23 protein-coding genes are annotated in these 26,245 nt (G+C 72.6%); 14 read left to right on the forward strand and 9 right to left on the reverse strand.

Translation table 11 applies throughout. From position 1 onward, the window contains the following. Positions 1 to 373 precede the first annotated feature (373 nt). Both OHA05_RS10355 and OHA05_RS10360 read left to right on the forward strand, forming a co-directional pair. Entirely contained in the window at positions 374 to 1,573 is a 1,200-nt protein-coding gene (locus tag OHA05_RS10355; protein WP_328860385.1) for a sensor histidine kinase, read from the forward strand. A gap of 134 nt (positions 1,574 to 1,707) precedes the next feature. Then, complete coding sequence (locus OHA05_RS10360) at positions 1,708 to 2,340, forward strand: response regulator transcription factor (RefSeq protein ID WP_328863361.1); 633 nt, start codon at positions 1,708 to 1,710, stop codon at positions 2,338 to 2,340. A 52-nt stretch (positions 2,341 to 2,392) separates the two neighbouring features. On the opposite strand, the gene OHA05_RS10365 is transcribed toward OHA05_RS10360, so the two are convergent. The 3 genes from OHA05_RS10365 to OHA05_RS10375 all read right to left on the reverse strand — a co-directional run bounded on the left by OHA05_RS10365 (position 2,393) and on the right by OHA05_RS10375 (position 7,501). Beyond that, on the reverse strand, positions 2,393 to 3,820 hold the full coding sequence (locus OHA05_RS10365; protein WP_328863362.1) for an MFS transporter: 1,428 nt from the start codon (positions 3,818 to 3,820) through the stop codon (positions 2,393 to 2,395). 313 nt (positions 3,821 to 4,133) lie between these two features. Beyond that, a complete protein-coding gene (locus OHA05_RS10370) occupies positions 4,134 to 5,324 on the reverse strand; it encodes a lipid-transfer protein (protein ID WP_328860386.1) in 1,191 nt (396 codons plus the stop codon). 11 nt (positions 5,325 to 5,335) lie between these two features. Next, on the reverse strand, positions 5,336 to 7,501 hold the full coding sequence (locus OHA05_RS10375) for an acyl-CoA dehydrogenase (protein ID WP_328860387.1): 2,166 nt from the start codon (positions 7,499 to 7,501) through the stop codon (positions 5,336 to 5,338). Positions 7,502 to 7,629: 128 nt separating this feature from the next. On the opposite strand from OHA05_RS10375, the gene OHA05_RS10380 reads away from it, so the two are divergent. The 5 genes from OHA05_RS10380 (at position 7,630) to OHA05_RS10400 (ending at position 11,740) form a co-directional block, all read left to right on the forward strand. After that, a complete protein-coding gene (locus OHA05_RS10380; protein ID WP_328860388.1) occupies positions 7,630 to 8,274 on the forward strand; it encodes a class I SAM-dependent methyltransferase in 645 nt (214 codons plus the stop codon). 23 nt (positions 8,275 to 8,297) lie between these two features. Then, on the forward strand, positions 8,298 to 9,257 hold the full coding sequence (locus OHA05_RS10385) for an N-acetylmuramoyl-L-alanine amidase (RefSeq protein WP_328860389.1): 960 nt from the start codon (positions 8,298 to 8,300) through the stop codon (positions 9,255 to 9,257). Positions 9,258 to 9,406: 149 nt separating this feature from the next. Beyond that, entirely contained in the window at positions 9,407 to 10,234 is an 828-nt protein-coding gene (locus OHA05_RS10390; protein ID WP_313946623.1) for a DUF5336 domain-containing protein, read from the forward strand. 111 nt (positions 10,235 to 10,345) lie between these two features. Further along, positions 10,346 to 11,356, forward strand: coding sequence for an LLM class F420-dependent oxidoreductase (locus OHA05_RS10395; RefSeq protein ID WP_328860390.1), 1,011 nt, complete (start codon positions 10,346 to 10,348; stop codon positions 11,354 to 11,356). Between the two features lie 90 nt (positions 11,357 to 11,446). Beyond that, on the forward strand, positions 11,447 to 11,740 hold the full coding sequence (locus OHA05_RS10400) for a hypothetical protein (RefSeq protein WP_313946621.1): 294 nt from the start codon (positions 11,447 to 11,449) through the stop codon (positions 11,738 to 11,740). 64 nt (positions 11,741 to 11,804) lie between these two features. Here OHA05_RS10400 and OHA05_RS10405 read toward each other — a convergent pair whose 3' ends face one another. The 3 genes from OHA05_RS10405 to OHA05_RS10415 are packed head-to-tail and all read right to left on the reverse strand — an operon-like array spanning position 11,805 to position 14,979. Next, positions 11,805 to 12,902 (reverse strand): prenyltransferase/squalene oxidase repeat-containing protein, encoded by a 1,098-nt coding sequence (locus OHA05_RS10405; protein WP_313946620.1) that lies wholly within the window; start codon positions 12,900 to 12,902, stop codon positions 11,805 to 11,807. Continuing rightward, on the reverse strand, positions 12,899 to 13,630 hold the full coding sequence (locus OHA05_RS10410) for a class I SAM-dependent methyltransferase (RefSeq protein WP_313946619.1): 732 nt from the start codon (positions 13,628 to 13,630) through the stop codon (positions 12,899 to 12,901). Before OHA05_RS10410 ends, OHA05_RS10405 begins: the two co-directional genes overlap by 4 nt. Next, positions 13,624 to 14,979: a glycosyltransferase family 4 protein gene (locus tag OHA05_RS10415; protein ID WP_328860391.1), complete on the reverse strand. Its 1,356-nt coding sequence runs from the start codon at positions 14,977 to 14,979 to the stop codon at positions 13,624 to 13,626. The genes OHA05_RS10410 and OHA05_RS10415 overlap by 7 nt, the downstream gene beginning before the upstream one ends. A gap of 198 nt (positions 14,980 to 15,177) precedes the next feature. Here OHA05_RS10415 and OHA05_RS10420 point away from each other — a divergent pair, with 198 nt between their 5' ends. Next, a complete protein-coding gene (locus OHA05_RS10420; protein WP_313946617.1) occupies positions 15,178 to 15,798 on the forward strand; it encodes a TetR family transcriptional regulator in 621 nt (206 codons plus the stop codon). Positions 15,799 to 15,849: 51 nt separating this feature from the next. Here the strand turns inward: OHA05_RS10420 and OHA05_RS10425 are convergent, their stop codons facing one another. Further along, a complete protein-coding gene (locus OHA05_RS10425) occupies positions 15,850 to 16,083 on the reverse strand; it encodes a ferredoxin (protein ID WP_313946615.1) in 234 nt (77 codons plus the stop codon). Continuing rightward, the gene (locus tag OHA05_RS10430; RefSeq protein WP_313946614.1) at positions 16,083 to 17,543 is read right to left on the reverse strand and encodes an aldehyde dehydrogenase; all 1,461 of its coding nucleotides are present in this window, start codon (positions 17,541 to 17,543) and stop codon (positions 16,083 to 16,085) included. The genes OHA05_RS10425 and OHA05_RS10430 overlap by 1 nt, the downstream gene beginning before the upstream one ends. 236 nt (positions 17,544 to 17,779) lie before the next feature. Here OHA05_RS10430 and OHA05_RS10435 point away from each other — a divergent pair, with 236 nt between their 5' ends. From OHA05_RS10435 to OHA05_RS10460, 6 genes are all read left to right on the forward strand, one after another. Then, the gene (locus OHA05_RS10435) at positions 17,780 to 18,814 is read left to right on the forward strand and encodes an MBL fold metallo-hydrolase (RefSeq protein WP_313946613.1); all 1,035 of its coding nucleotides are present in this window, start codon (positions 17,780 to 17,782) and stop codon (positions 18,812 to 18,814) included. 395 nt (positions 18,815 to 19,209) lie between these two features. After that, the gene (locus OHA05_RS10440; protein ID WP_328860392.1) at positions 19,210 to 20,475 is read left to right on the forward strand and encodes a prenyltransferase/squalene oxidase repeat-containing protein; all 1,266 of its coding nucleotides are present in this window, start codon (positions 19,210 to 19,212) and stop codon (positions 20,473 to 20,475) included. Next, positions 20,475 to 21,143, forward strand: coding sequence for an SCO2322 family protein (locus OHA05_RS10445; RefSeq protein ID WP_328860393.1), 669 nt, complete (start codon positions 20,475 to 20,477; stop codon positions 21,141 to 21,143). Before OHA05_RS10440 ends, OHA05_RS10445 begins: the two co-directional genes overlap by 1 nt. Continuing rightward, the gene (locus OHA05_RS10450; protein ID WP_443043660.1) at positions 21,140 to 22,318 is read left to right on the forward strand and encodes an energy-coupling factor transporter transmembrane component T; all 1,179 of its coding nucleotides are present in this window, start codon (positions 21,140 to 21,142) and stop codon (positions 22,316 to 22,318) included. The genes OHA05_RS10445 and OHA05_RS10450 overlap by 4 nt, the downstream gene beginning before the upstream one ends. Beyond that, positions 22,315 to 24,066, forward strand: a complete 1,752-nt coding sequence (locus tag OHA05_RS10455) for an ABC transporter ATP-binding protein (RefSeq protein WP_328860394.1) — start codon at positions 22,315 to 22,317, stop codon at positions 24,064 to 24,066. The genes OHA05_RS10450 and OHA05_RS10455 overlap by 4 nt, the downstream gene beginning before the upstream one ends. Further along, positions 24,063 to 25,010 (forward strand): ECF transporter S component, encoded by a 948-nt coding sequence (locus OHA05_RS10460; RefSeq protein WP_328860395.1) that lies wholly within the window; start codon positions 24,063 to 24,065, stop codon positions 25,008 to 25,010. Before OHA05_RS10455 ends, OHA05_RS10460 begins: the two co-directional genes overlap by 4 nt. Positions 25,011 to 25,022: 12 nt before the next feature. Here the strand turns inward: OHA05_RS10460 and OHA05_RS10465 are convergent, their stop codons facing one another. Beyond that, positions 25,023 to 26,192, reverse strand: a complete 1,170-nt coding sequence (locus OHA05_RS10465; protein WP_313946608.1) for a steroid 3-ketoacyl-CoA thiolase — start codon at positions 26,190 to 26,192, stop codon at positions 25,023 to 25,025. Between the last annotated feature and the right edge of the window lie 53 nt (positions 26,193 to 26,245).

Here is a 26,245-nt window from a genome sequence, read left to right on the forward strand (position 1 = left end):
TTCTAGGGCCGGTGGCCCCTATGTATAACGCAGGCCACAGGACATGTGAAGAGCGCGGACACCAGACCGGTGAAGGGAATTGACGGGTAGTCAGGAACGGGTACGGGGCGACTGGGGAGGGTGCCGCCGCGGTCGCTGTCGGTCCGGGTGGGGGCTCGGGTCCGGGTGGGGGCTGGGCTCGTTCCGGGTCGGGGCGGGGCGGCGCTCGGTCCGGGTCGGGGCGGGGCGGCGCTCGGTCCGGGACGCGACTCGGTCCGCTCGGCCGGCATCCGCGTTCGGCCGGCATCCGCGCCCGCGCCCGGGACATTTGTCACCGCCGGGTCCGTACACCTGTGTCTGCCGAGAAGCGCGTCCTCTCCGTAGCGTCGTCCGTATGACGAAGACAGCGGACGGCGAGTGCGGCACACGCCACAGGATCGGCCTCCGGAAGCGGCGGCCGTCACAGAGGTGCGGACCGGCGCGGGACGGCATCGGTCCGCCGAGCGGATTCACGATGCTGCCCTGGCTGCTGATGGGGATGGGCGCCATCGCCAATCTCGTACGCGGCGAGACGCCCAATCCCTGGATCGGCGCCATCGGAGTGCTGATCTTCAACTCGCTCTACATCGCCCTCGTCTTCCGCGCCTTCGACCGCAGGGCGCGGGAGACGACGACGACCCGTCTGCTGCTTCTCGCGCTCGCCGCGGTCACCTTCGCCCTGGCGGGGGGCTACGGCGGCGAGTGGCTGTACTTCTTCCCGCTGCTGGGCCTGGCGACGGGCGCCGTGATGCGCGGCCCCCGGGTCGGCGTGGTGGTCCTCGCGCTGACGGTCGCCGCCGGTCTGGTGGCGGGGCTGCGGGACGGCTGGGGCGCGATCAGCGTCGCGTACGGCACCCTCATCTCCGGGATGGTGACCGCGGCGATCCTGGCCCTGTCCGAGACGGTGCGGGAACTGCGCGACACCCGGCAGGAACTGGCCCGCACCGCGGTCGAGAAGGAACGGCTGCGCTTCTCCCGCGATCTGCACGATCTGCTCGGCCACACGCTGTCGGTGATCGTGGTGAAGTCCGAGGCCGCGAGGCGGCTGGGGTCACGGGACATGGACGCGGCGCTGGCGCAGATCTCGGACATCGAGTCGGTGGGTCGCCAGGCGCTGACCGAGATCCGCGAGGCGGTGACGGGCTATCGCCGGGGCAGCTTCGGAGCCGAACTGGACCGGGCCCGTTCGGTGCTGAGCGCGGCCGGCGTCGAGGCGGTGGTGCGCCGGTCGGGGCCGCCGCCGGAACCGGAGACCGCGGTGCTGCTCGGCTGGGTGGTGCGCGAGGCGGTGACCAACGCGGTACGCCACAGCGGCGCGACCACCTGCGAGATCACCCTCACGACCGCGGCGGAGCGGGTCGAGCTGACGATCGCCGACGACGGCATCGGGGCTCCCGTCGACACACTCGCGGAGACGGAGGGCACCGGGCTCAGGGGGCTCGCCGAACGCCTGGCCGCGGTGGGCGGCACCCTGGAGGCTGGCCCGACCGGTGGGGGTTTCCGCGTCCGCGCCCGGCTCCCGGTGCAGGACGACAGCCCGGCACCCGCGCTCTGACCCGTGCCGCGTCCAGGGGCAGGACCGCTACGGCCACGTCCACGGGCAGGCCCGCTGTGTCCACGCCCGGGGGCCGGGTGCGTCGCACAGGAGGCGTTCGCGCTGGTCGGACATACGATGACGGAGTGGAAGAGATGCCGCGGGACCACCGTCCGTCCAAGTCCGTCCGCGTGCTTCTCGCCGAGGACCAGGGCATGCTGCGGGGCGCTCTCGCACTGCTGCTGGGCATGGAGCCGGACCTGAACGTGGTGGCCCAGGTCGGCCGCGGCGACGAGATCGTCCGGGCGGCGCTGGAGTGGCGGCCCGATGTGGCGCTGCTGGACATCGAGTTGCCCGGTCGCAGCGGCCTCGACGCGGCGGCGGATCTGCGGGACGAGGTGCCCGACTGCAGGGTGCTGATCCTGACGACGTTCGCGCGGCCCGGCTATCTGCGCCGGGCGATGGAGGCCGGGGCGGCGGGCTTCCTCGTCAAGGACGGGCCGGTGGAGGAACTGGCGTCGGCGATCCGCCGGGCGCTGACCGGGGAGACCGTCATCGATCCGGTGCTCGCCGCCGCCGCGCTGAGCGCGGGGCCCAATCCGCTCACCGCGCGGGAGCAGGACGTGCTCAACGCGTCGGTGGACGGTGCGACCGTCGCCGACATCGCGGGCACCCTGCATCTGTCGGAGTCGACCGTACGCAACTACCTCTCGTCCGCGATCGGCAAGACGGGCACCCGCAACCGCATGGAAGCGGTCCGGGCGGCACGCCGGCAGGGCTGGCTGTGAACTCCCCGGAGTGCCGGGGCTGCTCGTACTCCGGCGGGCGTTGACGGCCGCTCTACGGCTCCACCCGGCGCGGCAGCAGGAGCAGCATCAGCACCGCTCCGGTCACCAGCACCCCCGCTCCCGTACGGAAGGCGAGCGCGTATCCGGCGGCCAGCTCACCCGGGCCGGTGCCTCCCCCGGTGCGTGCCGCCGCGACCGTGGACAGCACGGCGAGACCCAGTGCGCCGCCCATCGTGCGCGAGGTGTTGATCAGGCCCGAGACCAGACCGGCGTCCGCCGGCTCGGCACCGGCGGTGGCCAGGGCGGCGAGCGGGGTCGCCGCGAGGCCGACACCCGTCATCATCAGGATGCCGGGTCCGAGGATCGAGGTCAGATAGCCGCCGTCGGCGGTCATCGTGGACTGCCAGCCGAAGCCGGTCGCGGCGATCAGCGCACCGATGACGGCGACGTTGGTGGCTCCCGCCCGCGCCATGAAGCGGGGCGCGAGCTTGGAGCCGACGATCACGCTCACCGAGCTGGGGATCAGCGCGAGGCCCGCTTCGAGCGGGGTGTACCCCAGCACGTTCTGCGCGTACACCGTCATGAAGAACCACATGGAGAAGGACGCCGAACCGCACACCATCATGGTCACGTTGGCGGCCGAGACCGCCCGGGAGCGGAACACCTTCAGCGGCATCAGCGGAGCCTTGGTCCGCGCCTCGACGGCGACGAAGAGCCCGAGGAGTGCCAGGCCGCCGAGCAGGGGCAGCAGAGTGGCGGAAGCGGTCCAGCCCGACTCCTCCGTCTGCACGATGCCGTACGCCACCGAGGCCAGGCCACCCGTGACGAGGACCGCGCCCGGCAGGTCGAGGCGGCGGCCCGCCCCGTTCCTGCTCTCGGTCAGCCAGACGGCCGCCCCCAGCAGCACCAGCGCACCGACCGGCACATTGATCAGCAACACCCAGCGCCAGGACAGCAGATCGGTGAGGACTCCCCCGACGAGACCGCCGGCGGCGCCACCCGCGGCTCCCACCGCCGACCAGGTGCCGATCGCCCGGGTGCGGGCGGGGCCCGGCGGCACGGCGGCCGTCACGATGGTCAGGGTCGCCGGGGCGAGCACGGCCGCGCCCAGCCCCTGCACCGCCCGGGCGGCGAGCAACTGCCAGCCCTCCTGGGCGAGTCCGCCCGCGAGGGACGCGGCGGTGAACAGGCCGAGTCCGACGAGGAAGGTGCGCTTGCGGCCGAAGATGTCCGCGGCCCGGCCGCCGAGCAGCATGAACCCGGCGAAGGCGATGGAGTACGCGTTGAGCACCCACTGGAGCCCGATCGTGGAGAGCCCGAGGTCGGCGCGCATCGAGGGCAGCGCGACGTTGACGACGGACACGTCGAGCACGACGAGGAACTGCCCGGCACACGCGGTGAGCACCACCAGCCAGGTGCGGGCGCTCTTGGCGGGTGCGGGTATGAGGGATTCGGGGGCGTCTGAGCGGGCGTGGACCATGGCCGTCATGGTCTCAGCCGACGTACGGTCCGTACATCCGGATAAAGATGTACGCGCCCCGTGCCGGGAGACCTAGGGCTGTCCCGTAATCCCCGGTGGACCAGCGCGCGGCGTCAGATGCGGTGCATCGCAAGGCGATGGGGGCACCCCCGCCGGAGGCTGGGGGAGGTCGTCCTCATACTGGGCGTATTCGGGCGATCCGACAACGCAGCGTGGGGGTCCCCCCTGCTCGAAGAGCTTGGGGGAGTGCCGTAGATGTCGTCGTGCGCCCGCCGGGGATTACGGGACAGCCCTGAGGCCTCTGTCGATGCGGCTAGGGCTTGCGCAGCAGGGTGACGACCGCCGCCCCGCCCAGGCCGATGTTGTGGGCCAGCCCCACCCGCGCGCCCTCGACCTGACGCCTGCCCGCCTCGCCCCGCAGCTGCCAGGTCAGCTCGGCGGCCTGCGCGAGGCCGGTAGCGCCCAGGGGGTGCCCCTTGGAGATCAGCCCGCCGGACGGATTCACCACCCAGCGCCCGCCGTGGGTGGTCGCGCCGCTCTCCACCAGTTTTCCGGACTCGCCGTCCGGGCACATGCCGAGCGCCTCGTAGGTGAGCAGTTCGTTGACGGAGAAGCAGTCGTGCAGTTCGACGACGTCGACGTCCTCGATCCCCAGGCCGGACCGCTCGTAGGCGAGGCGGGCGGCGGCCCGGGACATCGGCTTGCCGACGACGTCGATGCAGGAGCCGGAGGCGAAGGACTCCTCGGTGTCGGTGGTCATGGCCTGACCCGCGATCTCCACGGCCTTCTCGTGCAGCCCGTGTCGGACGACGAACCGCTCGGAGACGACCACGGCCGCTGCCGCGCCGTCCGAGGTGGGTGAGCACTGGAGCTTGGTCAGCGGGCGGTGGACGGTGCGCGCGGCGAGGATCTCGTCGACGGACCAGACGTCCTGGAACTGGGCGTTGGGATTGTCGGCGGAGTGCCGGTGGTTCTTGGCGGCGACGGCCGCGAGCTGCCGCTCGGTGGTGCCGTGGCGCTCCATGTGTTCCCGGGCGGCGTTGCCGAAGATCTGCGCGGTGGGCGGTGTCGCCTCGAAGCCGTGGGCCGCGGCCATGATCCCGTAGTGCCGCGCGACGGGCGAGGACGCGAAGTCCCCGCCGTCCGCCCCGGCCCCGAGCGCGCCGCGGGCCATCTTCTCGAAGCCGAGGGCGAGAACGCAGTCGCTGATGCCGCCCTCGACGAACTGCCGCGCCATCATCAGGGCCGTGGAGCCGGTGGCGCAGTTGTTGTTGACGTTGTAGACGGGGACGCCGGTGAGCCCGATCGCGTAGACCGCGCGCTGGGCGGCCGTCGACGCCTGGAAGCAGTGGCCGACGGGGGCCTGTTCGACGTCCTCGTACGCGACCTGGGCATCGGCGAGGGCCTTGGTGCCCGCCTCCTCGGCCATGTCCCAGTACTGCCAGGCGCGGGTGCCGGGCTTCTCGAACTTCGTCATACCGACGCCGACGATGTAGCTCTTCACAGCGTGCTCCTTCAGTCCCGGGGAAGGCCGAGGATGCGCTCGGCGACGACGTTGAGCTGGACCTGGGTGGTGCCGCCGGCGATGGTCAGGCAGCGCGACATCAGCAGTTCGCGCACCGCCGCCTCCCCCGGCCCCTCGCACACCGAGCCGTCGGGCCCGAGGAGTTCCAGGGCCAGTTCGGCGGTCTTCTGCTGGTGCAGGGTCTGGACGAGTTTGCGTACGGAGGCGCCCGCGCCCGGTTCGAGTCCGGACACCTGCCGCATCGTCGTCCGCAGGGCGAGGCAGCCGAGTGCGTGCGCCTCGGCGGCCAGCGCCCCGACGCGGGCGCGGTACGCGTCGTCGAGGCCGGACGCGCGGGCCAGCAGGGCTTCGAGGCCGGTGCCGAAGGTGAGCTGGTCCGCCATGTGGACGCGTTCGTTGCCGAGGGTGTTGCGCGCGACCCGCCAGCCGTCGTCCACGGCACCGACGACGGCGTCGTCCGGCAGCAACGCGCCGTCGAACCACACCTCGTTGAAGAGGGAGTCGCCGGTGATCTCCTTCAGCGGGCGGATGTCGATGCCGTCGGTGTGCTTCATGTCGACGACGAAGTAGGTCAGGCCCCGGTGCTTGGGCGCCGTGGGGTCCGTACGCGCCAGCAGGATGCCGTGGTCGGCCCGGCCGGCGGCACTCGTCCACACCTTCTGGCCGGTGACGCGCCAGCCGCCGTCGACCCGCTCGGCCTTCGTCCGCAGCGACGCCAGGTCGGATCCCGCTCCCGGCTCGCTGAAGAGCTGGCACCACCGGAGGTCGCCGCGCAGCGTCGGCAGCAGATAGCGCTCCTTCTGGGCGTCGGTGCCGTACGCGATCAGCGACGGAACCACCCAGGCCGCGATGGACAGTCCGCTGATCGCCACGCCCGCGTCGGCCAGTTCCTGCTGCACGGCGAGCTGCTGCACCGGTCCGGCGCCCCGCCCGTACGGCGGTGGCAGATGCGGGGCGGCGAGGCCGGTGGGCGCGAGGGCGCGGCGGGCGGCGTGCGGGGAGAGCCCACGGACCGCCTCGATTGCCGCGCGTACGTCGTCACGGTGGGCCCGTGCCTCTCCGGGCAGTTCGAGGCGCAGTGCACGCCGTACCCCGCCGGCGGCCAGACGTACGGCCCGCTGCCGGTGACTGTCGCCCGGCCCGAGCAGCTGGCGTGCCACGAGTGCGCGGCGCAGATACAGATGCGCGTCGTGCTCCCAGGTGAAGCCGATGCCGCCGAGGATCTGGATGCAGTCCTTGGCGCAGGTGTACGCGGCGTCCAGCGCGGTGGCGGCGGCGAGCGCGGCGACCAGCCCGAGCGCCTCGGGCTCGTCCCGGGCGGCGCGGGCCGCGTCCCAGGTGAGGGCCCGTGCCTGTTCGAGGCGGATGAGCATGTCGGCGCACAGGTGCTTGATCCCCTGGAACTGCCCGATGGGCCGGCCGAACTGTTCGCGCACGCCCGCGTGCTCGGTGGCGGTCTCCAGGGCGCGGGAGGCCACTCCGCAGGCCTCGGCCGCGAGAAGCACGGCCGCCAGGTCGCCGACGAGCGGCCCGGGGACGTCCAGGACGCGCTGCCCGGGGACGAGGACGTGATGCGCGGCCACCTCGGCGGTCGGCCGGGTCGGGTCGGCGCTGTCGTGGGCGCGTACGGCGAGGGCCTGCGCGTCCACCGCCGTCCACACCGTGCCGTGCCCCGACTCCGCGGCGAGCAGCAGGAGATCGGCCTGTGCTCCGGCGAGGACGGGCGGGGCGGAGCCGTCGATCCGCACTGCTCCGTCGCCGGCCGGGACGGCGGTGAGGGTGCCGGCGCCGAGAGCGACGGAGGCGATCCGGCGGCCGTCGGCGAGCGCGCGGACGAGGTCGTGCCGGCCGGCGCGGCCGAGCACTTCGGCGGCGAGTGCGTTCATCACGTACGGCCCGGGGAGCAGGGCGCGGCCGGCCTCCTCCAGGACGACGGCCAGATCGACGAGGGAGCCGCCGCCCCCGCCGTGCTCCTCGGGCAGATGCACACCGAGGAGCCCCTGACCCGCCGCACCGTCCCAGTGCCCGGGCCTGCCGAGTCCGCCGGAGGGCACGTCGAGCAGCTTCCGCACCTCCCCGGGAGGCACGGCGCGCGCCAGCCAGCCGCGCACGGAGGCGGCCAACTCCCGTTCTTCGTGCGTGATTCCGATGCCCATGGGCGGCAGACTAGAACACGTTTCAATCTGACGGTAGGTCAGATGCGGGGGTTCCTGTCGGCCGCCTCCCGCGCCGTACGGCACCATGGGCAGCCCCGGACACCCGTACGACCTGGAGGAATCCGCCCATGGCCGCCGCCCCCGCGCCGAAGACCCTCGCCGCCTTCGAGGCCGCCACGGGCTTCATGCCCCTGAACGAGGGCCTCGCGCTGTACGCGGCCGCGGCCGAGGCCGCCGCGCTCGGACTGCCCCTCCTGGAGGTGGGCACGTACTGCGGGCGCTCGACGATCCTGCTCGCCGATGTCGCCCGTGAGGCCGGCACGACGGCCGTCACCGTCGACCACCACCGGGGCAGCGAGGAGCAGCAGCCGGGGTGGGAGTACCACGATCCGGAGCTGGTCGACCCCGCGGTCGGACGGATGGACACGCTGCCCACCTTCCGCCGCACGCTCTTCCACGCGGACCTGGAGGAGTACGTCGTCGCCCTCGTCGGCCGCTCGCCCCAGGTGGCCCGTATCTGGAACACCCCGCTCGGCCTCGTCTTCATCGACGGCGGCCACACCGACGAGCACGCCGGGGGCGACTACGAGGGCTGGGCGCCCCATGTGGCCGACGGCGGGCTGCTGGTGATCCACGACGTGTTCCCGGACCCCGCGGACGGCGGTCAGGCCCCGTACCGCGTGTATCTGCGGGCACTCGCGTCCGGCGCGTTCACCGAGGTCTCGGTGACCGACTCCCTGCGCGTCCTGCGGCGTACCGGACCGGGAAGCTGACCGGCCCGGCTAGCATCGCGAACGTGTCGTACGACGAGAACCAGCACTCCCCCCGCCCGCGCCGCACCCTTGGCACCCTCACCATCGTGATCGCCGCTCTGGTGCCGAGCGCCCTGGCGGGCTGGCTGGTCTGGCTGGCGATGAGCGGTCCGGACGACAGCGAGCCGCCGAAGGTGCTGCCGCTGCCGAGCGGGCGGACCACCGTGGGCAAGCCGGGACCGGACGCCTCCGACACCCCCTCGCCGACCCCGCCGGCCACCTCGGCGCCCGCCCCGACCCCCTCCGCGCCTCCGAAGGGCGGCGGGGCAGGACCGCTCGCCGGAAAGGTCGTCGTCGTCGACCCGGGACACAATCCCGGCAACTTCAAGCACACGTCCGAGATCAACAAGCTCGTGGACATCGGAACCAACCGCAAGGAATGCGACACAACGGGTACGTCCACCAATGACGGCTACACCGAAGCCGCATTCACCCGTGATGTTTCACAACGTCTTCGCACTCTGCTGGAAAAGCAGGGCGCAACGGTCGAATTCACCCATGACAACGACCGGGCGTTCGGTCCCTGCGTCGACGAGCGGGCCAGGATCGGCAACAAGGCGAAGGCGGACGCGGTCGTCTCCGTCCACGCCGACGGCTCGGCCGCGGGCAATCGCGGCTTCCATGTGATCCTTCCTGCCCTGGTCAGCGCGGGTGGCGCGGACACCACCGCGATCGTCGGCCCGTCCCGCGACCTCGGCGAGCGCATCGCCGGAAAGTTCGTCCGGGCGACCGGAAGCGCACCCTCCAACTATGTCGGTGACGGTACGGCGTTGGACGTGCGGAAGGATCTCGGTGGTCTCAATCTGTCCACCGTGCCCAAAGTGTTCATCGAATGCGGCAATATGCGTGACGCACAGGACGCGGCACTTCTGACAAGCTCCGGCTGGCGTCAGAAGGCGGCGCAGGGAATCGCGGACGGCATCGGCAGCTACCTCACGAGGTAAGTCCCGATACCGGGCAGACGACCGGATCGGCCAGACGATAGATTCATCCCTACGATGGGGAGTCACCCCCGAGCTCCGCGTTGTGCACACCGCCGAACCGGCGGCAGCGACGACCGCCCCGATGAGACGACCGACGAAGGACTTTTCACGTGAACATCCGCTCCCTCACTCGAGGCGACGGCGTGGTGATCGGAGCAGCGGTGTTGCTGTTCATCGCCTCGTTCCTCGACACATTCGACTGCTCGGGCAACAACTGTGACGACGTACCGACCGCCTGGGACAACGGGACCCTGCTCCTGGGTGTCTACCTGGCCGGCATCATCGCGGCGGTGCTGATCGCTCTCTCGCACGCGCTGCCCCAGCCGCCGAAGGTCATCGGACTGGACCTCGGCCAGGTCGGCGTCGCGCTGGCGGTCTTCACCGCGTGGACCGCGATCGGCGCGATCTTCGACCCGGCAGGCCCGCTGGACTTCGGCGAGAGCGTGGACGCGGGCGTCGGCCTGATCCTCGGCTTCATCGCCGCTCTCGTTCTCGCGGCCGGCGCCGTGTGCTCGCTGATCGTGCCCGCCTTCCGGGCCCCGCTCCTCGGCGCCCCGCGTCCCGCCCCCGCTCCCTACGGCGGCCAGCCGCAGGGTGGTTACGGCTACCCGGGTGCCCAGCAGCAGCCGTACGGCGCGCAGCCCGGCCAGCCCCAGCAGCCCTACGGTGGTCAGCCGCAGCCCGGGCAGCCGCAGGCGGGGCAGCCCCAGCCCGGTCCGGCCGCGCCGCAGTCCGGTGCCGAGTTCACGCCGTTCTGGTTCGCGGTGCCGGTGGCCCGCCCGCTGTACGGCGAGGACGGTTCGCCGACCCCGATCGCCGAGCTCGCGCCCGGCACCTGGTACCTCGCGGTCGAGCAGCGCGGTCCCGGCCTGATCGCCCAGACGCAGGACGGCCGCCGCGGCGTGCTCCAGGACACCTCGGGCATCCAGCGCGGCTGATCCGCCCGTTGGCCCGACCGGCGGCCCCCCGCCCTTCCCGGGCGGGGGGCCGCCGGCGTATTCTGACGCACCGTCAGAAGTTGTGGGACAAGGCTCCGGAGGGTGTCTGACATGCGACTCGGACTTGCTCTCGGCTACTGGGGCCGCGGCCCCGACCCCGGCCATCTCGAACTCGCCCGCGAGGCCGAGCGCCTGGGCTACGACTCGGTGTGGACGTCCGAGGCATGGGGCTCCGACGCCTTCACCCCGCTCACCTGGATCGCCGCGCACACCTCGCGCATCCGGCTCGGCACGGCGGTGGCGCAGATGGCCGCCCGCACCCCCACCGCGACCGCGATGCACGCGCTCACCCTGGACCACCTGTCCGGCGGACGGATGATGCTCGGTCTCGGTCTGTCGGGACCGCAGGTGGTCGAGGGGTGGTACGGCCGGCCGTTCCCGAGCAGCCCCCTCACCGCGACCCGCGAGTACATCGACGTCATCCGCCAAGTCCTGCGGCGCGAGGCCCCCGTTGAAATCGACGGGCGCTTCCACGCCCACCCCTACCGCGGCGACGGTGCCACCGGTCTCGGCAAACCGCTGAAGCCCATCACGCATCCGCTGCGCGCCTCACTGCCCCTGCTGCTCGGGGCCGAGGGGCCGAAGAACATCGCGCAGACCACCCGCATCGCCGACGGCTGGCTGCCGCTGTACTGGTCCCCGCTGCGGACCGATGTGTACAAGGCCTCCCTCACGGACCTGCCCGACGGCTTCGTCATCGCGCCGATGGCCCGCGCGCAGGTCTGCGACGACCTCGCCGAGGGCCTGCTGCCGGTCAAGATGATGCTCGGCTTCTACATCGGCGGCATGGGCCACGCGGCCCGCAACTTCCACGCCGATCTGATGGCGCGCATGGGCTACGAGGCCCAGGCCCGTGAGGTCCAGCGGCTGTTCGCGGAGGGCCGGCGCGAGGAGGCGGTGCACGCGGTGCCGGACGCCTTCGCCGACGAGATCTCGCTCGTGGGGCCGCGCGCACGGATCGCGGAACGCCTGGAGGCGTGGCGGTCCGGACCGGTCACCGACCTGCTCGTGACCGCGCCGGATCCGCACACCCTGCGCGTTCTCGCCGAACTCGCCCTGTAGCAACGGCTACTGCCGCCCTGCGGGACCTGCTGCGCCACGTGTTCGAGAAACAGTGGGTTTCACACGGGCACAAGCGGCAATCCGAGGGCTATGAGTCCTCGTCATCGCACTGGAAGCAACCAGGCCGGGACGGTCATAGCGATCGTCGCGGATGTCATGGCCTTCATCCTGGGCCTGTGGATCCTGATGTACCTGCTGGACGCCAACCGCGCCAACGACCTGGTCAACTTCGTCCAGGACGTGGCCCACTGGCTCGCCGGCTGGTCCTACGACCTGTTCACCTTCGACGAGGCGTGGGCACGCGTCGTCGCCGGATACGGCCTCGCAGCCGTGGTCTACCTCTTCGTCGGCCATGCCGTGGCCGGCAGGCTGCGCCGCCACTAGTACACCAGCACACCGTCCACTCGTACCACCAGCACACCGTACGGACAGGGCCCGGCAACAGGCCCTATGCCGTGCAGCAGTCGGGAGCCAGCCCCCGCGGCAGGCGCTCGCCTCCGAAGACCGCGGTGGTCGCCTCGTCCCCCCCGAGCGCGGCCACCGCGAGGAGCAGGGAGCCCGCCGTCCAGGTGGTGAGTTCCTCCGGCCACACGGCCGGGCTGCCCTCGAAGACGTACCCCGTCCAGTACATACCGCCCTCGGCCCGCAGATGACCGACGGCCTGAAGGATCTCCAGCGCACGGTCGGACTCGCCCATGACCCACAGGGCCAGGGCGAGTTCGCAGCTCTCGCCGCCGGTCACCCACGGGTTCGGCAGCACACAGCGCACACCGAGCCCCGGCACGACGAAGTCGTCCCAGTGCTTCTCGATGCGCTCCGACGCCTCCACTCCGGTCAACGCGCCACCGAGCACCGGGTAGTACCAGTCCATCGAGTAGCGGCTCTTGTCGAGGAAGCGCTCGGGGTGACAGCGGATGGCGTGCGCCAGAGCGCCCGCCGCCAGCTCCCAGTCGGGCTGCGGCTCCTCGCGCTCCTCGGCGATCGCCAGGGCGCAGCGCAGTGCGTGGTGCACGGACGAACTGCCGGTCAGCAGTGCGTCGGTGACCGCCGCGCCGCCCTCCTCGGCGGCCTCGCGCTTCCAGCCGATCTGCCCGCCGGGCTGCTGGAGCCGCAGGACGAACTCGATCGCCGCCTGGACGCACGGCCACATCCGGTCGAGGAACGCCTCGTCGCCGGTGGCCAGGAAGTGGTGCCAGACGCCGACGGCGACATAGGCGACGAAGTTGGTCTCCCGGCCGCGGTCGGTCGCCAGGGTGGCGTCCCCGTCGTGGTACGCCGCGTACCAGGAGCCGTCCTCGTTCTGGTGCCGCAGCAGCCAGTCGTAGGCGAGGGAGGCGGCCTCGTGCTCACCCGCCGCGTCCAGCGCCATGGCGGCCTCGGTGTGGTCCCACGGGTCCAGGTGGTGCCCGCGGAACCAGGGGATCGCCCCGTCCTCGCGCTGCACGGCGACGATCCCGGCAACGGTCTCGGCGGCCTGTTCGGCGGTGAGCACCCCGGGCAGGACCAGGTGTTCGGTACGGCCGTGGCTGCGCCTGGGCACAGTCACGCCCCGACCTCCGGGTGGTGCGGCTTGGTCGCATAGGCCACGAAACTCTTGCCGATCAGCGGGTTCAGCGCCTGTTCGGCGAGCCGGGTGGCCAGCGGCTTCTTCATGATGTCCCAGACGAGCAGCTGGTGGTACGCCTTGACCGGCAGGGCCTTGTCGTTGTCGACGCCGAACGCGCACTTGAGCCACCAGTAGGGGCTGTGCAGGGCGTGGGCGTGGTGGGTGCCGTACGGCTCCAGACCGGCCTCTTTGATCCTGTCGAGCAGTTCGTCGGCCCGGTAGATGCGGATGTGCCCGCCCTCGACCTCGTGGTAGGCGTCGCTGAGGGCCCAGCAGATCTTCTCGGGGCCGTAACGCGGCACCGTGATCGCGATGCGTCCGCCGGGCTTGAGCACCCGCACCATCTCCGCGAGCACGCCCTTGTCGTCGGGGATGTGCTCCATCACCTCGGAGATGATCACGACGTCGAACGACTCGTCGGGGAAGGGGAGGTTGAGCGCGTCGCCCTCCATGGCGGTGGCCGTCGCGCCCTGAGGGGCCTCACCGGCCTCCTTCATGGCGGCGAACCACTTGGCGACCTCGCGGATCTCCTCGCCGTTCTGGTCGAGCGCCACGACCTGCGCGCCACGCCGGTAGCACTCGAACGCATGCCGGCCGGCACCGCATCCGAGGTCCAGGACCCGGTCGCCCGCGGCGAGCGGGAAGCGGGAGAAGTCGACGGTCAGCATGAGTGGTTGCTCCCCACCACTGGGGCCGCGGGGCGGCCTGGTTCCTTGGCCGTGGAACGGCCCATGGCGATGGCCTCGCGGTAGCGCTCGGCCGTGCCCTGTGCCGCTCTGGCCCAGGTGAAACGGGACAGCACCCGCTCGCGGCCGCCGGCACCGAGACGCGCTCTCAGCTCGGGGTCGCCGAGCAGTCTGCCCAGCGCCGCAGCCAGCGCGCCCGCGTCACCGGGCGGCACCGCGAGACAGCTCTCGCCGTCGGGGCCCGCGACCTCGGGGATCGCGCCGCCCGTGGTGGCGACCAGCGGTGTTCCGGTGGCCATCGCCTCGGCCGCGGGCAGTGAGAAGCCCTCGTACAGCGACGGCACACAGGCGACCTGCGCGCTGCGCACGAGGTCGACGAGTTCGGCGTCCGTGATGCCCTTGACGAACTCCACGGCGTCCTGGAGTCCGTACCGCTCGATCAACTGGGCGACCGGCCCGTCCTCGGCGCGCTTGCCGACGACGACGAGATGGGCCGCGGGGTGCTCGGTGCGCAGCTTCGCCAGCGCCTCCACCAGGTGGACGAGGCCCTTGAGGGGCACGTCGGCGCTGGAGGTGGTCACGATGCGCCCGGGCACCTCGGCCACGGCGGGATTCGGCGAGAAAAGGTCGGTGTCGGCGCCGATGTGGACGACGTCGATGCGGTCGCGGCGCACGCCGAGGTGCTCGACGATCTCCTGCTGCGAGGTGCCGGAGACGGTGAGGACGGACGGCAGCCGGCGCGCGACGCGCTTCTGCATGCGGGTGAAGCCGTACCAGCGGCGTACGGAGAGGCGGCGCCGGCGGCCGTCCGCGGCGTCCAGCTCCAGCTGCCGGTCCACCGTGATCGGGTGGTGGATGGTGGTGACGAGCGGTGCGCCGAGGTCGCCCAGCAGTCCGTAGCCGAGCGTCTGGTTGTCGTGGACGACGTCGAACTCGCCCCGGCGCGCGAGCAGATGACGGCGGGCGCGCAGCGAGAAGGTGAGCGGTTCGGGGAAGCCGCCGGTCCACATGGTGGCGACCTCGACGGCGTCGATCCAGTCGCGGTACTCGCCGCGGCGGGGCGTACGGAACGGGTCCGGGCTGCGGTACAGGTCGAGACTCGGGAGCTCGGTGAGCGGCACGCCCTCGTCGAGCACGGGGTAGGGCTGGGCGCCGATCACCTCGACGCTGTGCCCGAGACGGGCGAGCTCGCGCGAGAGGTGTCGCACATAGACGCCCTGGCCGCCGCAGAAGGGGTTGCCCTTGTAGGTGAGGAGCGCGATGCGCAGCGGTGTGTCACCGCCGCCGGACGGCCCTCGGCGAGGGCCGGCCTCGATGGCCTCAGCGGTCACTCACGGCCCCCTTCTCATGCGTTTTCGCCGGAGCGTAACCGGTCGCGCTAATCTAGAACAAGTTTCAGACTTGATCGTTCGAGGAGCTTCGAATCTACCGGCTGGTAGCACCGCCGTAAGAGCCGGATCAGGTGATTCGCGCCACGACGGGACCGCTGCCATGCTGTGCGATCCGAAGTCGCGCATGGAACGGGACCTATGACAGCCGAAGCCAAGCCGGCGGGGCCGGCGTCGCCGCCCCTGACGGAGCGCCAGGAGGCGCGCCGCCGTCGCATCCTGCACGCCAGCGCCCAGCTCGCCAGCCGGGGCGGCTTCGACGCGGTGCAGATGCGCGAGGTCGCCGAGGCCGCGGGGGTGGCCCTCGGCACGCTGTACCGCTACTTCCCCTCCAAGATCCATCTGCTGGTCGCCACGATGCAGGACCAGCTCCAGCACATGCACACGACACTGCGCAAGCGCCCGCCGGCCGGGGAGAACGCCGCCGACCGGGTCGCGGAGACCCTGATGCGGGCCTTCCGCGCCCTCCAGCGCGAGCCGCACCTCGCGGACGCGATGGTGCGGGCGCTGACCTTCGCGGACCGCAGCGTGAGCCCCGAGGTCGACACGGTCTCGCGCCAGACGACGGCGATCATCCTGGACGCGATGGGCCTGGAGAACCCGACCCCGGAACAGCTCTCGGCGGTCCGGGTGATCGAGCACACCTGGCACTCGGCACTGATCACCTGGCTCTCGGGCCGGGCCTCGATCGCCCAGGTCAAGATCGACATCGAGACGGTGTGCAGACTGATCGACCTGACGGACCCGCGGCGCGGTCACTGATCACGCAGGGCGGCCGGCCGTGGACCCCGCGAGCGGGCCCCGCCGGGCCGGCTACTCCTCCGGTGGGAAGACCGGCTCCCCGCTGTCCAGGAGCGTGATCGCGATCGCCTCGACCGGGCAACACTCCGCAGCCGCCAGGATCCGCTCGTTCGCGTCGGTGTCCGTGTCGCGGGCGTGCGACTGGCGCGCCGAGTCGAGGCGGAAGCCCTCCGGGGCGTTGCCCACGCACAGGCCCGAGCCGATGCAGACGCCCCGGTCGACCTCGACGTGCCAGCGGTCCCCCATCAGACGCCCCCGTGCCCGGCCGGCAGGTGGATCATCTTGTGCTCCAGGTACTCGCTGAGCCCCTCGGGGCCGAACTCCCGGCCCACGCCCGAGTCCTTGTAGCCGCCGAACGGGCCGAGCATGTCGAGGCTGAAGGTGTTGACGTTGTACGTGCCCGTCCTGACCCGGCGGGCGAAGTCGATGCCCCGTGCGACGTCGGAGGTCCACACGCTGCCGCTCAGCCCGTAGTCGGAGTCGTTGGCGATCTTCGCCGCCTCCGTCTCGTCGCCGTAGGGCAGCAGGCAGATGACCGGGCCGAAGATCTCCTCGCGGGCGATCCGCATGGAGTTGTCGACGCCGCCGAACAGCGTCGGCTCCACGTACCAGCCCCTCTCCTGCGCCGCCGGGCGGCCGCCGCCGGTGAGGATCTTGGCGCCTTCCTCCTGCCCGATCCGGATGTAGTCGAGGGAGCGCTGCTGCTGGCGCCTCGCCACGAGCGGGCCGACCTGGGTGGCCGGGTCGAGCGGGTCGCCGACCACCAGGGCGGCGGCCGCTGCCGTGAGCGCCTCGGCGATCTCGTCGTAGCGGCTGCGCGGCGCGAGGATGCGGGTCTGGGCCACACAGGCCTGGCCGTTGTTCATCCAGGCGGCGGGCACGATCCCGGCGATCGTGGTGTCGAGGTCGGCGTCGGGGAGGATCACGGCCGCCGACTTGCCGCCGAGTTCCAGGGTCACGCGGGTGAGGTGACGTGCCGCGACCTCCATGACGCGCTTGCCGGCCGCGACGGAACCGGTGAAGGAGACCTTGTCGATGCCGGGGTGCCCGACCAGGTACTCACTGACCTCGCGGTCGGCGGGCAGGATCGACAGCACGCCCTCCGGCAGGCCGGCCTCCTGGGCCATCTCCGCGAGGATGTAGGAGTCGAGCGGCGACTCGGGAGACGGCTTGAGCACGACGGTGCATCCGGCGAGCAGCGCCGGGCCCAGCTTGGCGGCGGCGGTGAACTGCGGGACGTTCCACGGCACGACGGCCGCCACCACGCCGACGGGCTCGCGTGTCACGAGGATCGGCCCTAGCGCTCCGGCCCGCGTCTCCTCGTAGACGAAGTCCCGTGCGACGGCGATCGCCGAGTCCCAGACCATCATGGCGCCGAGCGCCTGGGCGAGGACGCTCCAGGAGTAGGGGGAGCCGTTCTGCGAGCTGATGGAACGGGCGATCTCCTCGTGCCGTACGGCGATCGCGTCCTTGATCCGGCTCACGACGGCGATCCGCTCCTCCAGCGTCGCCCGCGGCCAGGGGCCCTCGTCGAAGGCCTTGCGCGCGACGGCCACGGCGCGGTCGACGTCGGCGCGCGAGGCGTGCGGGACGCGGCCGATGACCTGCTCGGTGTGGGGTGAGACGACCTCGATGGTCCCGCCGCCGGCGGGGTCGGCCAACTCGCCGCCGATGAACAGTTTTCCGTGTTCCACGAGCTCGGTCATGGCTGCTGCCTCCTGCACCCGGGCTGTTTCTGACACTGTTTCAGAACTGATATCAGTTCTAGTTATGGGGAGCAATGGCGGCGACGAAGAAGCCCGCCAGCGGCAGCACACCCCCGATCCAGGGGAAGGCGCGCCCTCAACCCCACGGGAAACCGGTCGACTTGGGCGACCATTGGAACCCGTTCTAGTTATAGTGGGAGGGCGTGGCCCTGCCGCCGGACAGAGACGAGGCCCCCATGCCCCAGGTGATCGACCACCGCGGCGGCGTCTGGTCCATCGAGGTGCCCATCCCGGACAACCCTCTCGGGCACACTCTCGTCCATCTCCTCGACACCGGCCGCGGGCCCGTCCTTGTCGACACCGGATGGGACGACCCCTCCTCCTGGGACGCCCTCGATGCCGGACTGGACTCGCTCGGGGTGCGGATCGCCGACATCCACGGGGTGGTCGTCACCCACCACCACCCCGACCACCACGGCCTCTCCGGGCAGGTCCGCGAGGTGTCCGGAGCCTGGATCGCGATGCACGCGGCGGACGCGGACGTCGTACGCCGGACCCGGGAGGCCGAGCCCGCGAGGTGGCTCGACTATCTCGCCGACAAGCTCTGCCGGGCCGGGGCGCCGGACGAGCATGTCGCGCCCCTGCGGGCCGCCCGGGAGCAGGGGCGGATGCGGACGCTGCCGGGACTGCGGGCCGCGCTGCCCGACCGGGAGATCGTCCCGGGCGAGCTGCTGGACCTGAAGGACCGGCAGCTGCGGGCGATCTGGACACCCGGCCACACACCCGGCCATGTCTGTCTGCATCTGGAGGAGGACCACCCGGCCGGGCTGCCGGGCCACGGGCGACTGTTCTCCGGGGACCATCTGCTGCCGGGGATCACGCCGCACATCGGGCTCTACGAGGACCCCGACGACGCCACGGTCACCGACCCGCTGGGCGACTACCTCGACTCCCTGGAGCGCATCGGCCGGCTCGCGCCCGCCGAGGTGCTGCCCGCGCACCAGCACGCGTTCGCCGATGCCCCCGGCCGCGTACGGGAGTTGCTCGGCCATCACGAGGAGCGCCTCACCGGGCTGCTCGACCTGCTCGCCGAGCCGCTCACGCCGTGGCAGACCGCCGAGCGGATGGAGTGGAACCGGCCGTGGGAGGAGATCCCCTACGGCTCGCGGAACATCGCCGTCTCGGAGGCCGAGGCGCATCTGCGCCGACTGGTCAAGCTCGGGCGCGCGGAGGTGCTGTCCGGAACGCCCACGACGTACGTCGCTCTCTGACCGGCCGCCCGCCCCCGCCCCCGGTGGACCGCCGGACCACCCCGCCGCCCCTTCCCGCGGACCGGCCGCCCGTTCCGGAGAGGCCCGCCCCCGATCCCCCGGGCGGGCCCCCACCGCCGTGGGCGGGATCCGCCCGGAGGTGACCTGGTGACCGGCCGGTACAGTGAGCGAGTCGTCATCACACCCGTACGGGGGGAAGCCGGTGCAAATCCGGCGCTGACCCGCAACCGTGAACCGCCGTCGCCGGCGGTGAGCCGGACTGCCCCGTACGCGGCCGTGACCGGCTCGTGCCCCGGCAACCGCCGGTGGCCGGCACCGTCGAGGAATACGGAGCCGGAGCCCTGGTGCCCACGTGTGCCCGTGCCCGGCTCTCCCGCAGGAGAGGCCCGCCCGCCATGACCCCCGTTCGCCGCACCACCGCAGCGGTCGCCGCATCCGCCGTTCTCGGCATGGCCGTCGTCGCGGCCGCCGCACCGGCAGCTTTCGCGACTCCCGCCCCCAAGCCGTCGCCGTCCACCGTGCTGCCCTCCGGTCTCTACGGCACGACCGACCCGGCCTACGACGGCGTCTGGCGCCAGTCGCTGGCCCTGCTCGCGCAGGACACGGTGAAGGTGAAGCCCGCCACCAAGGCGGTCGACTGGCTGACCGGCCAGCAGTGCGCGAGCGGCGCCTTCCCCTCGTACCGCGCGGACGCCTCCAAGCCGTGCGACGCCAAGCTCCCGCTGGACTCCAACGCCACCGCCGCCGCCGTCCAGGCCCTCGCCGCCCTCGGCGGCCAGGACGCCACGGTGAAGAAGTCCGTCGCGTGGCTGAAGTCGGTGCAGAACGCGGACGGCGGCTGGGGCTACAACCCCGGCGGCGCGAGTGACGCCAACTCCACCTCCGTCGTGATCGGCGCGCTCGCGTCGGTGGGCGAGAAGCCGGCCGCGGTGAAGGCGAAGAACGGGAAGTCGCCGTACGACGCTCTGCTGACCTTCGCGAAGCCCTGCACCGGCAAGGACGCCGGCGCGTTCGTGTTCCAGGTGAAGCAGCCCGGCATAGTCGCCGACTCCACGGCGGCGGGCGTGCTGGGCGCGCTCGGCAAGGGCCTCGCGGTCGAGGGTCCGAAGCCGGTGGCTCCCGCCGCGTGCGCCGCAGGGGCCACGCCGGAGCAGGCCGCGCAGAACGGTGCCGCCTACCTCGTGAGCGCGCTGAAGAAGACCGGTCACCTCGACTCGGCGCCGATGCCCGGGGCCGAGAACCCGGCCCCGCAGCCCGACTTCGGCAACACGGCCGACGCGGTGACGGCCCTGTCCGCCGCCGGACACTCCGACCAGGCGGCCGCCACGACGACGTGGCTGGAGAAGAACTCGGCGGCCTGGGCGAAGGCGTCAGGACCGGCGGCGTACGCGCAGCTGATCCTCGCCGCCCACGCGGTCGGCGCGGACCCGCAGAAGTTCGGCGGCGCCGACCTCGTGAAGCAGCTGAACGCGACCGGGCCCGCTCCGCAGGCGTCCGGCGCCGAGAAGTCGGATTCGTCGGGGTCGACGGGGTCGTCCGACGCGTCCGAGAAGGACGACAAGGACGACTCCGGCATCGGTGTGTGGTGGATCGTCGGCGCGTTCTTCGTGGCCAGCGTCGGCGTGGGCATCCTGTTCAGCGGCCGCCGCAAGAAGCAGTGATGCGGGCGCGACTGCTCGCCCTGGTCCTCGCGCTCGGCACCGCGCTGACGGTGCTGGGCGCGGGGCCCGCCCATGCGGCGGGCTACCGCTACTGGTCGTTCTGGCAGGGCGCCGGTGACGGGACCTGGGCGTACGCCACCGAGGGACCGGCGACGGCGCGCCCCGACGACGGCGCGGTCAACGGCTTCCGGTTCTCCGTGAGCGAGGACAGCTCGGACTCGGCGCGACCGCGGAAGGCGCCGGACTTCGCGGCGATCTGCGCGGGCACGGCCCCGAAGGCGGGCACGAAGCGGATCGCGCTGGTCATCGACCCCGGCACCCCGCAGGACGCGCCGACGGGCGAGGCACCTCCCGCGCTGCGGGCCGCGTGCGCCCGGGTGGCACCCGACGCGACGACGGCGGAAGCGCTGGCGTCGGTGGCGAAGCCCCTGCGGTACAACAACCAGGCGCTGCTCTGCGGGATCTCGGGCTATCCGGTGTCGGGCTGCGGCGAGCAGATCGCGGATCCGGCCGCCTCCTCCTCACCGGCCGCCTCCGCGACCGCGGCTGCCTCCGACGGTTCGGCCGGCTCGGACGGCGGTCCGTCGCTCGGACTCGTGGCGGGCCTGGCGGCGATCGGGCTGCTGGCAGCCGCGGCGGTGTGGCAGTCCCGGCGCCGACGCGGATGAGGACGGACACCGGCGTGCGGCGCGAACCGGCGGACAGGGCGGGTGCGGAGGGACACCGTTCCCCGTGGCACCGGCTGCGCGCGCCCGAGGCGCACCGCGGCAACTCCCTGCACGCCGGTGCCTGGTGGCTGTGGGCCCTCGGGCTCGCCACCGCCGCATCGCGGACCACGAACCCCCTGCTCCTCGGGCTGCTCGTGGGCGTGGCCGGCTATGTCGTCGCCGCCCGGCGCACGGACGCGCCCTGGGCCCGTTCCTACGGCGCGTTCGTCAAGCTCGGTCTCGTCGTCATCGTCATCCGTGTCCTCTTCTCCGTGGTGCTCGGCTCCCCCATCCCCGGCACGCACGTGCTGCTCACGCTTCCCGAAGTCCCGCTTCCCGACTGGGTCCGCGGCATCCGGATCGGCGGCCGGGTCTCGGCCGAGCAGATCGTGTTCGCGCTGTACGACGGCGCGAAGCTGGCCACCCTCCTCATCTGCGTCGGCGCCGCCAACGCCCTCGCCAATCCGGCCCGGCTGCTCAAGTCGCTGCCGGCCGCGCTGTACGAGGCGGGTGTCGCCGTCGTCGTCGCGATGACCTTCGCGCCGAACATGGTGTCCGACGTCGTCCGGCTGCGCACCGCCCGCCGGCTGCGCGGCCGCCCCACCGGCGGGATCAGGGCGATCGCGCAGATCGGGCTGCCTGTGCTGGAAGGTGCGCTGGAGCGTTCGGTCGCGGTCGCCGCGTCGATGGACGCGCGGGGGTACGGGCGCAGTGCGCAGGTCCCGCCCGCCGTCCGCCGTACGACGACCGTGCTGACGCTCGGCGGGCTCCTCGGAGTCTGCGCGGGCACGTACGGGCTGCTGGCCGCGGAAGGCGCCGCGTACGGACTGCCCGTCCTCGTCGGCGGGCTCGGTGCCGCGATGGCCGGGCTGTGGCTCGGCGGCCGGCGCTCCGTCCGCAGCCGCTACCGCCCCGACCGGTTCGGCCCGCGGTCCTGGCTGGTGGCCGGATCGGGCGTGGCCGTCGCGGCGTTGATGATCCGCGCGGGCACCTGGGACCCCCAGTCGCTGCACCCGGGCGTCGTGCCGCTGACCGCGCCCACCCTGCCGCTGTGGCCTGCGGTCGGCATCCTGATCGGACTGCTGCCGGCATTCGTCGCGCCCGTCCCCGAGGCATCCAAGGAGTCGACCCCGTGATCCGCTTCGACAACGTGTCGGTGACCTACGGCGATGCCGCGGCGCCCGCGATCAGCGGTGTCGATCTGACCGTTCCCGAAGGGGAGCTGGTGCTCCTCGTCGGTCCGTCGGGGGTCGGCAAGTCGACACTGCTGGGCGCGGTGTCCGGCCTGGTGCCCCACTTCACCGGCGGCACCCTGCGCGGTCGCGTCACCGTCGGCGGCCGTGACACCCGCACGCACAAGCCGCGCGAACTGGCGGACCTCGTCGGCACGGTGGGCCAGGACCCCCTGGCCCACTTCGTCACCGACACGGTCGAGGACGAGCTGGCGTACGGCATGGAGTCGCTCGGTCTCGCGCCCGCTGTGATGCGCCGGAGGGTCGAGGAGACGCTGGATCTGCTCGGCCTGGCGGAGCTGCGCGACCGGCCGATCGCCACGCTCTCCGGCGGGCAGCAGCAACGGGTCGCGATCGGCTCGGTGCTCACCCCGCACCCGCGCGTGCTGGTCCTCGACGAGCCGACGTCCGCGCTGGACCCGGCCGCGGCGGAAGAGGTGCTGGCGGTCCTCCAGCGGCTGGTGCACGACCTCGGCACCACGGTGCTGATGGCCGAGCACCGGCTGGAGCGGGTGGTGCAGTACGCGGACCAGGTCATCCTGCTGCCCGGGCCCGGCATGGCTCCCGTGATCGGTGAACCGGCCGGGGTGATGGCGGCGTCGCCGGTGTACCCGCCCGTGGTGGGCCTCGGACGGCTGGCGGGCTGGGACCCGCTGCCGCTGTCCGTGCGGGATGCCCGGCGCCGGGCATCCGGCCTCCGGGAGCGTCTGGCGGGCCTCTCCCCCACCAGGACCGGACGGGAAGAGGGCGATCGGGGTCCCGAGGGGCCCGGCCCGGACCGGGCCTCCGCTACGGACCGGGCTTCCGGTACGGACCGGGCTTCCGGACGCCGGAAGCTCATGCCCCTCCGGGGCGCGGCCGCGGGCCGGGAGACGGGCCCGGCGCAGGCAGGACCGACGGACCACCTCGCCGTCACCACCCGGCTCGGCGTGCGCCGCGGCCGCGTGGAGGCGCTGCGCGGAGTCGGCATCACGGTCGGCGCCGGCGAGACCGTGGCACTGATGGGGCGCAACGGCGCCGGGAAGTCGACCCTCCTCTCCGCCCTCGTCGGCATGGTCGAACCGGCCACGGGCAGCGTCCTGGTGGGCGGTCTCACCCCGCACCGGACCAGCCCCCGCGAGCTCATCCGGCAGGTCGGGCTCGTGCCGCAGGAGCCGCGCGACCTGCTGTACGCGGACACCGTCGCCGCCGAGTGCGCGGCCGCCGACGCCGACGCGGGTGCCGAGCCGGGCTCCTGCCGTGCGCTGGTCGGTGCGCTGCTGCCCGGCGTGCAGGACGCCGCACATCCGCGCGATCTCTCCGAGGGACAGCGGCTCGCGCTCGCGCTGGCCGTCGTGCTCACCGGGCGTCCGCCGCTGCTGCTCCTCGACGAGCCGACCCGCGGTCTGGACTACGCGGCGAAGGCCCGGCTCGTCGGTGTGCTCCAGGGTCTCGCGCGCGAGGGGCACGGCATCGTGCTGGCCACGCACGACGTGGAGCTGGCGGCGGAACTGGCGCACCGGGTGGTGATCCTGGCCGACGGCGAGATCGTCGCCGACGGGCCGACGGCCGACGTCGTCGTCTCGTCACCCGCCTTCGCGCCGCAGGTCGCCAAGATCCTGGCCCCCCAGCCCTGGCTGACCGTCTCCGAGGTCCGGGAAGCGCTGCGATGACGACAGCACGTCCGGTGCGCCTCGGCCCCCGTTCCATCCTCGCGCTCGCACTGGTGAGTGCGGTCGGCGTGGTCGCCTTCGGCTGGCCGCTGCTCGCCGACCCCGGGTCCGGTCTCGCCCACTCCGCGGACGCGCCCTGGCTGTTCGCCGCGCTGCTTCCGCTGCTCGTGGCCGTCGTCGTCGCGACGATCGCGGACAGCGGCATGGACGCCAAAGCGGTGGCCATGCTCGGCGTCCTCGCCGCGGTCGGGGCGGCGCTGCGTCCGCTCGGCGCCGGGACCGCGGGCCTGGAGCCCATGTTCTTCCTGATGGTCCTCAGCGGCAGGGTGCTGGGGCCGGGCTTCGGCTTCGTCCTGGGCTCGGTCACGATGTTCGCGTCCGCGCTGCTCACCGGCGGGGTCGGGCCCTGGATGCCGTTCCAGATGCTGTCGATGGGCTGGTTCACGATGGGCGCGGGGCTGCTGCCGGGAGCCGGGAGGCTGCGCGGCCGTGCCGAGGTGCTGATGCTCGGCGCGTACGGCGCGGTCGCGGCGTTCGTCTACGGCACGATCATGAACCTCCAGGGCTGGACGTACATCGGCGGGTTGTCGTCGGGGATCTCCTTCCGGCCGGGCGATCCGGTCCACGACAACCTGGTGCGCTTTCTGGCCTATTGCGCGGCGACGTCGTTCGGCTGGGACCTCGGGCGGGCGGCGCTGACGGTCGTCCTGACGCTCACGGTCGGCTCGACCGTCCTCAAGGCGCTGCGCCGTGCCACGCGCCGGGCGGCGTTCGAGGCGCCGGTCGCGTTCGAGGGTGCGGCCGGGGGTGCGGCCGGGCCCGCGGGGCCGGCCGCGTCCGGAGGTCCGATCGCGTCCGAGGGACCGGCAGATCCGGACCGGGGCCCGGGCTCGGGTCTCTCCCCGGACCCGGGTCGGGGCCCGGGAGGGGCCCCGACCGCGTGACCGTCCCGCCCGCTACAGCCGCTGGATGATCGTCGCCGTCGACAGCGCGCCACCCGCACACATCGTGATCAGCGCGAACTCCCGGTCACGCCGTTCCAGTTCGTGCAGCGCCGTGGTGATCAGCCGGGCGCCCGTGGCGCCCACCGGGTGCCCGAGTGCGATGCCGCCGCCGTTGACGTTGACCTTGTCCAGGTCCTGCTCGAAGACCTGCGCCCAGCTCAGCACCACCGACGCGAACGCCTCGTTGACCTCCACCAGGTCGATGTCCCGCAGCGACATCCCCGCCTTGCCCAGGACCGCGCGGGTCGCGTCGATCGGGCCGTCGAGGTGGAAGTGGGGGTCGGCGCCGACGAGCGCCTGCGCCACGATCCGGGCGCGCGGCTTCAGCTTGAGCGCCCTCGCCATCCGCTTCGACGCCCACATGATGGCCGCCGAGCCGTCCGATATCTGCGAGGAGTTGCCCGCCGTGTGCACGGCCGTCGGCATGACCGGCTTCAGTCGGGCCAGCGCCTCCATGCTGGTGTCGCGCAGTCCTTCGTCACGGTCGACGAGCCGCCACATGCCCTGCCCCGCGGCCTGCTCCTCCTCGGTCGTCGGCACCTGGACGGCGAACGTCTCGCGCTTGAAGCGCTCCTCGGCCCAGGCCTCCTGAGCGCGCTCCTGCGACAGCAGCCCGAGCGAGTCGACGCGTTCGCGGGACAGCCCGCGGTGGCGGGCGATGCGCTCGGCGGCCTCGAACTGGTTGGGCAGATCGACGTTCGACTCGTCGGGGAACGGCTTGCCCGGGCCGTGCTTGGAGCCGCTGCCCAGCGGCACACGCGACATCGCCTCGACACCGCAGCTGATGCCGACGTCGATGACGCCCGCCGCGATCATATTGGCGACCATGTGGCTGGCCTGCTGCGAGGATCCGCACTGGCAGTCCACGGTCGTCGCCGCCGTCTCGTAGGGCAGCCCCATGGTCAGCCACGCGGTGCGCGCGGGGTTCATGGACTGTTCGCCGGCATGGGTGACCGTGCCGCCGACGATCTGCTCGACGCAGTCGGCCTGGATGCCGGTACGGCCGAGCAGTTCACGGTAGGTCTCGCCCAGGAGATAGGCGGGATGCAGATTGGCGAGCGCGCCTCCGCGCTTGCCGATGGGGGTGCGTACGGCTTCGACGATGACGGGTTCCGCGGCCATGAGCTCGTCCTCTCCTCCACATGTGCGGGGCGTCCCGGCGCCGTCGCACGAGA

It is taken from the genome of Streptomyces sp. NBC_00306, assembly GCF_036169555.1.
In the GTDB taxonomy this organism is placed as follows: domain Bacteria; phylum Actinomycetota; class Actinomycetes; order Streptomycetales; family Streptomycetaceae; genus Streptomyces; species Streptomyces achmelvichensis.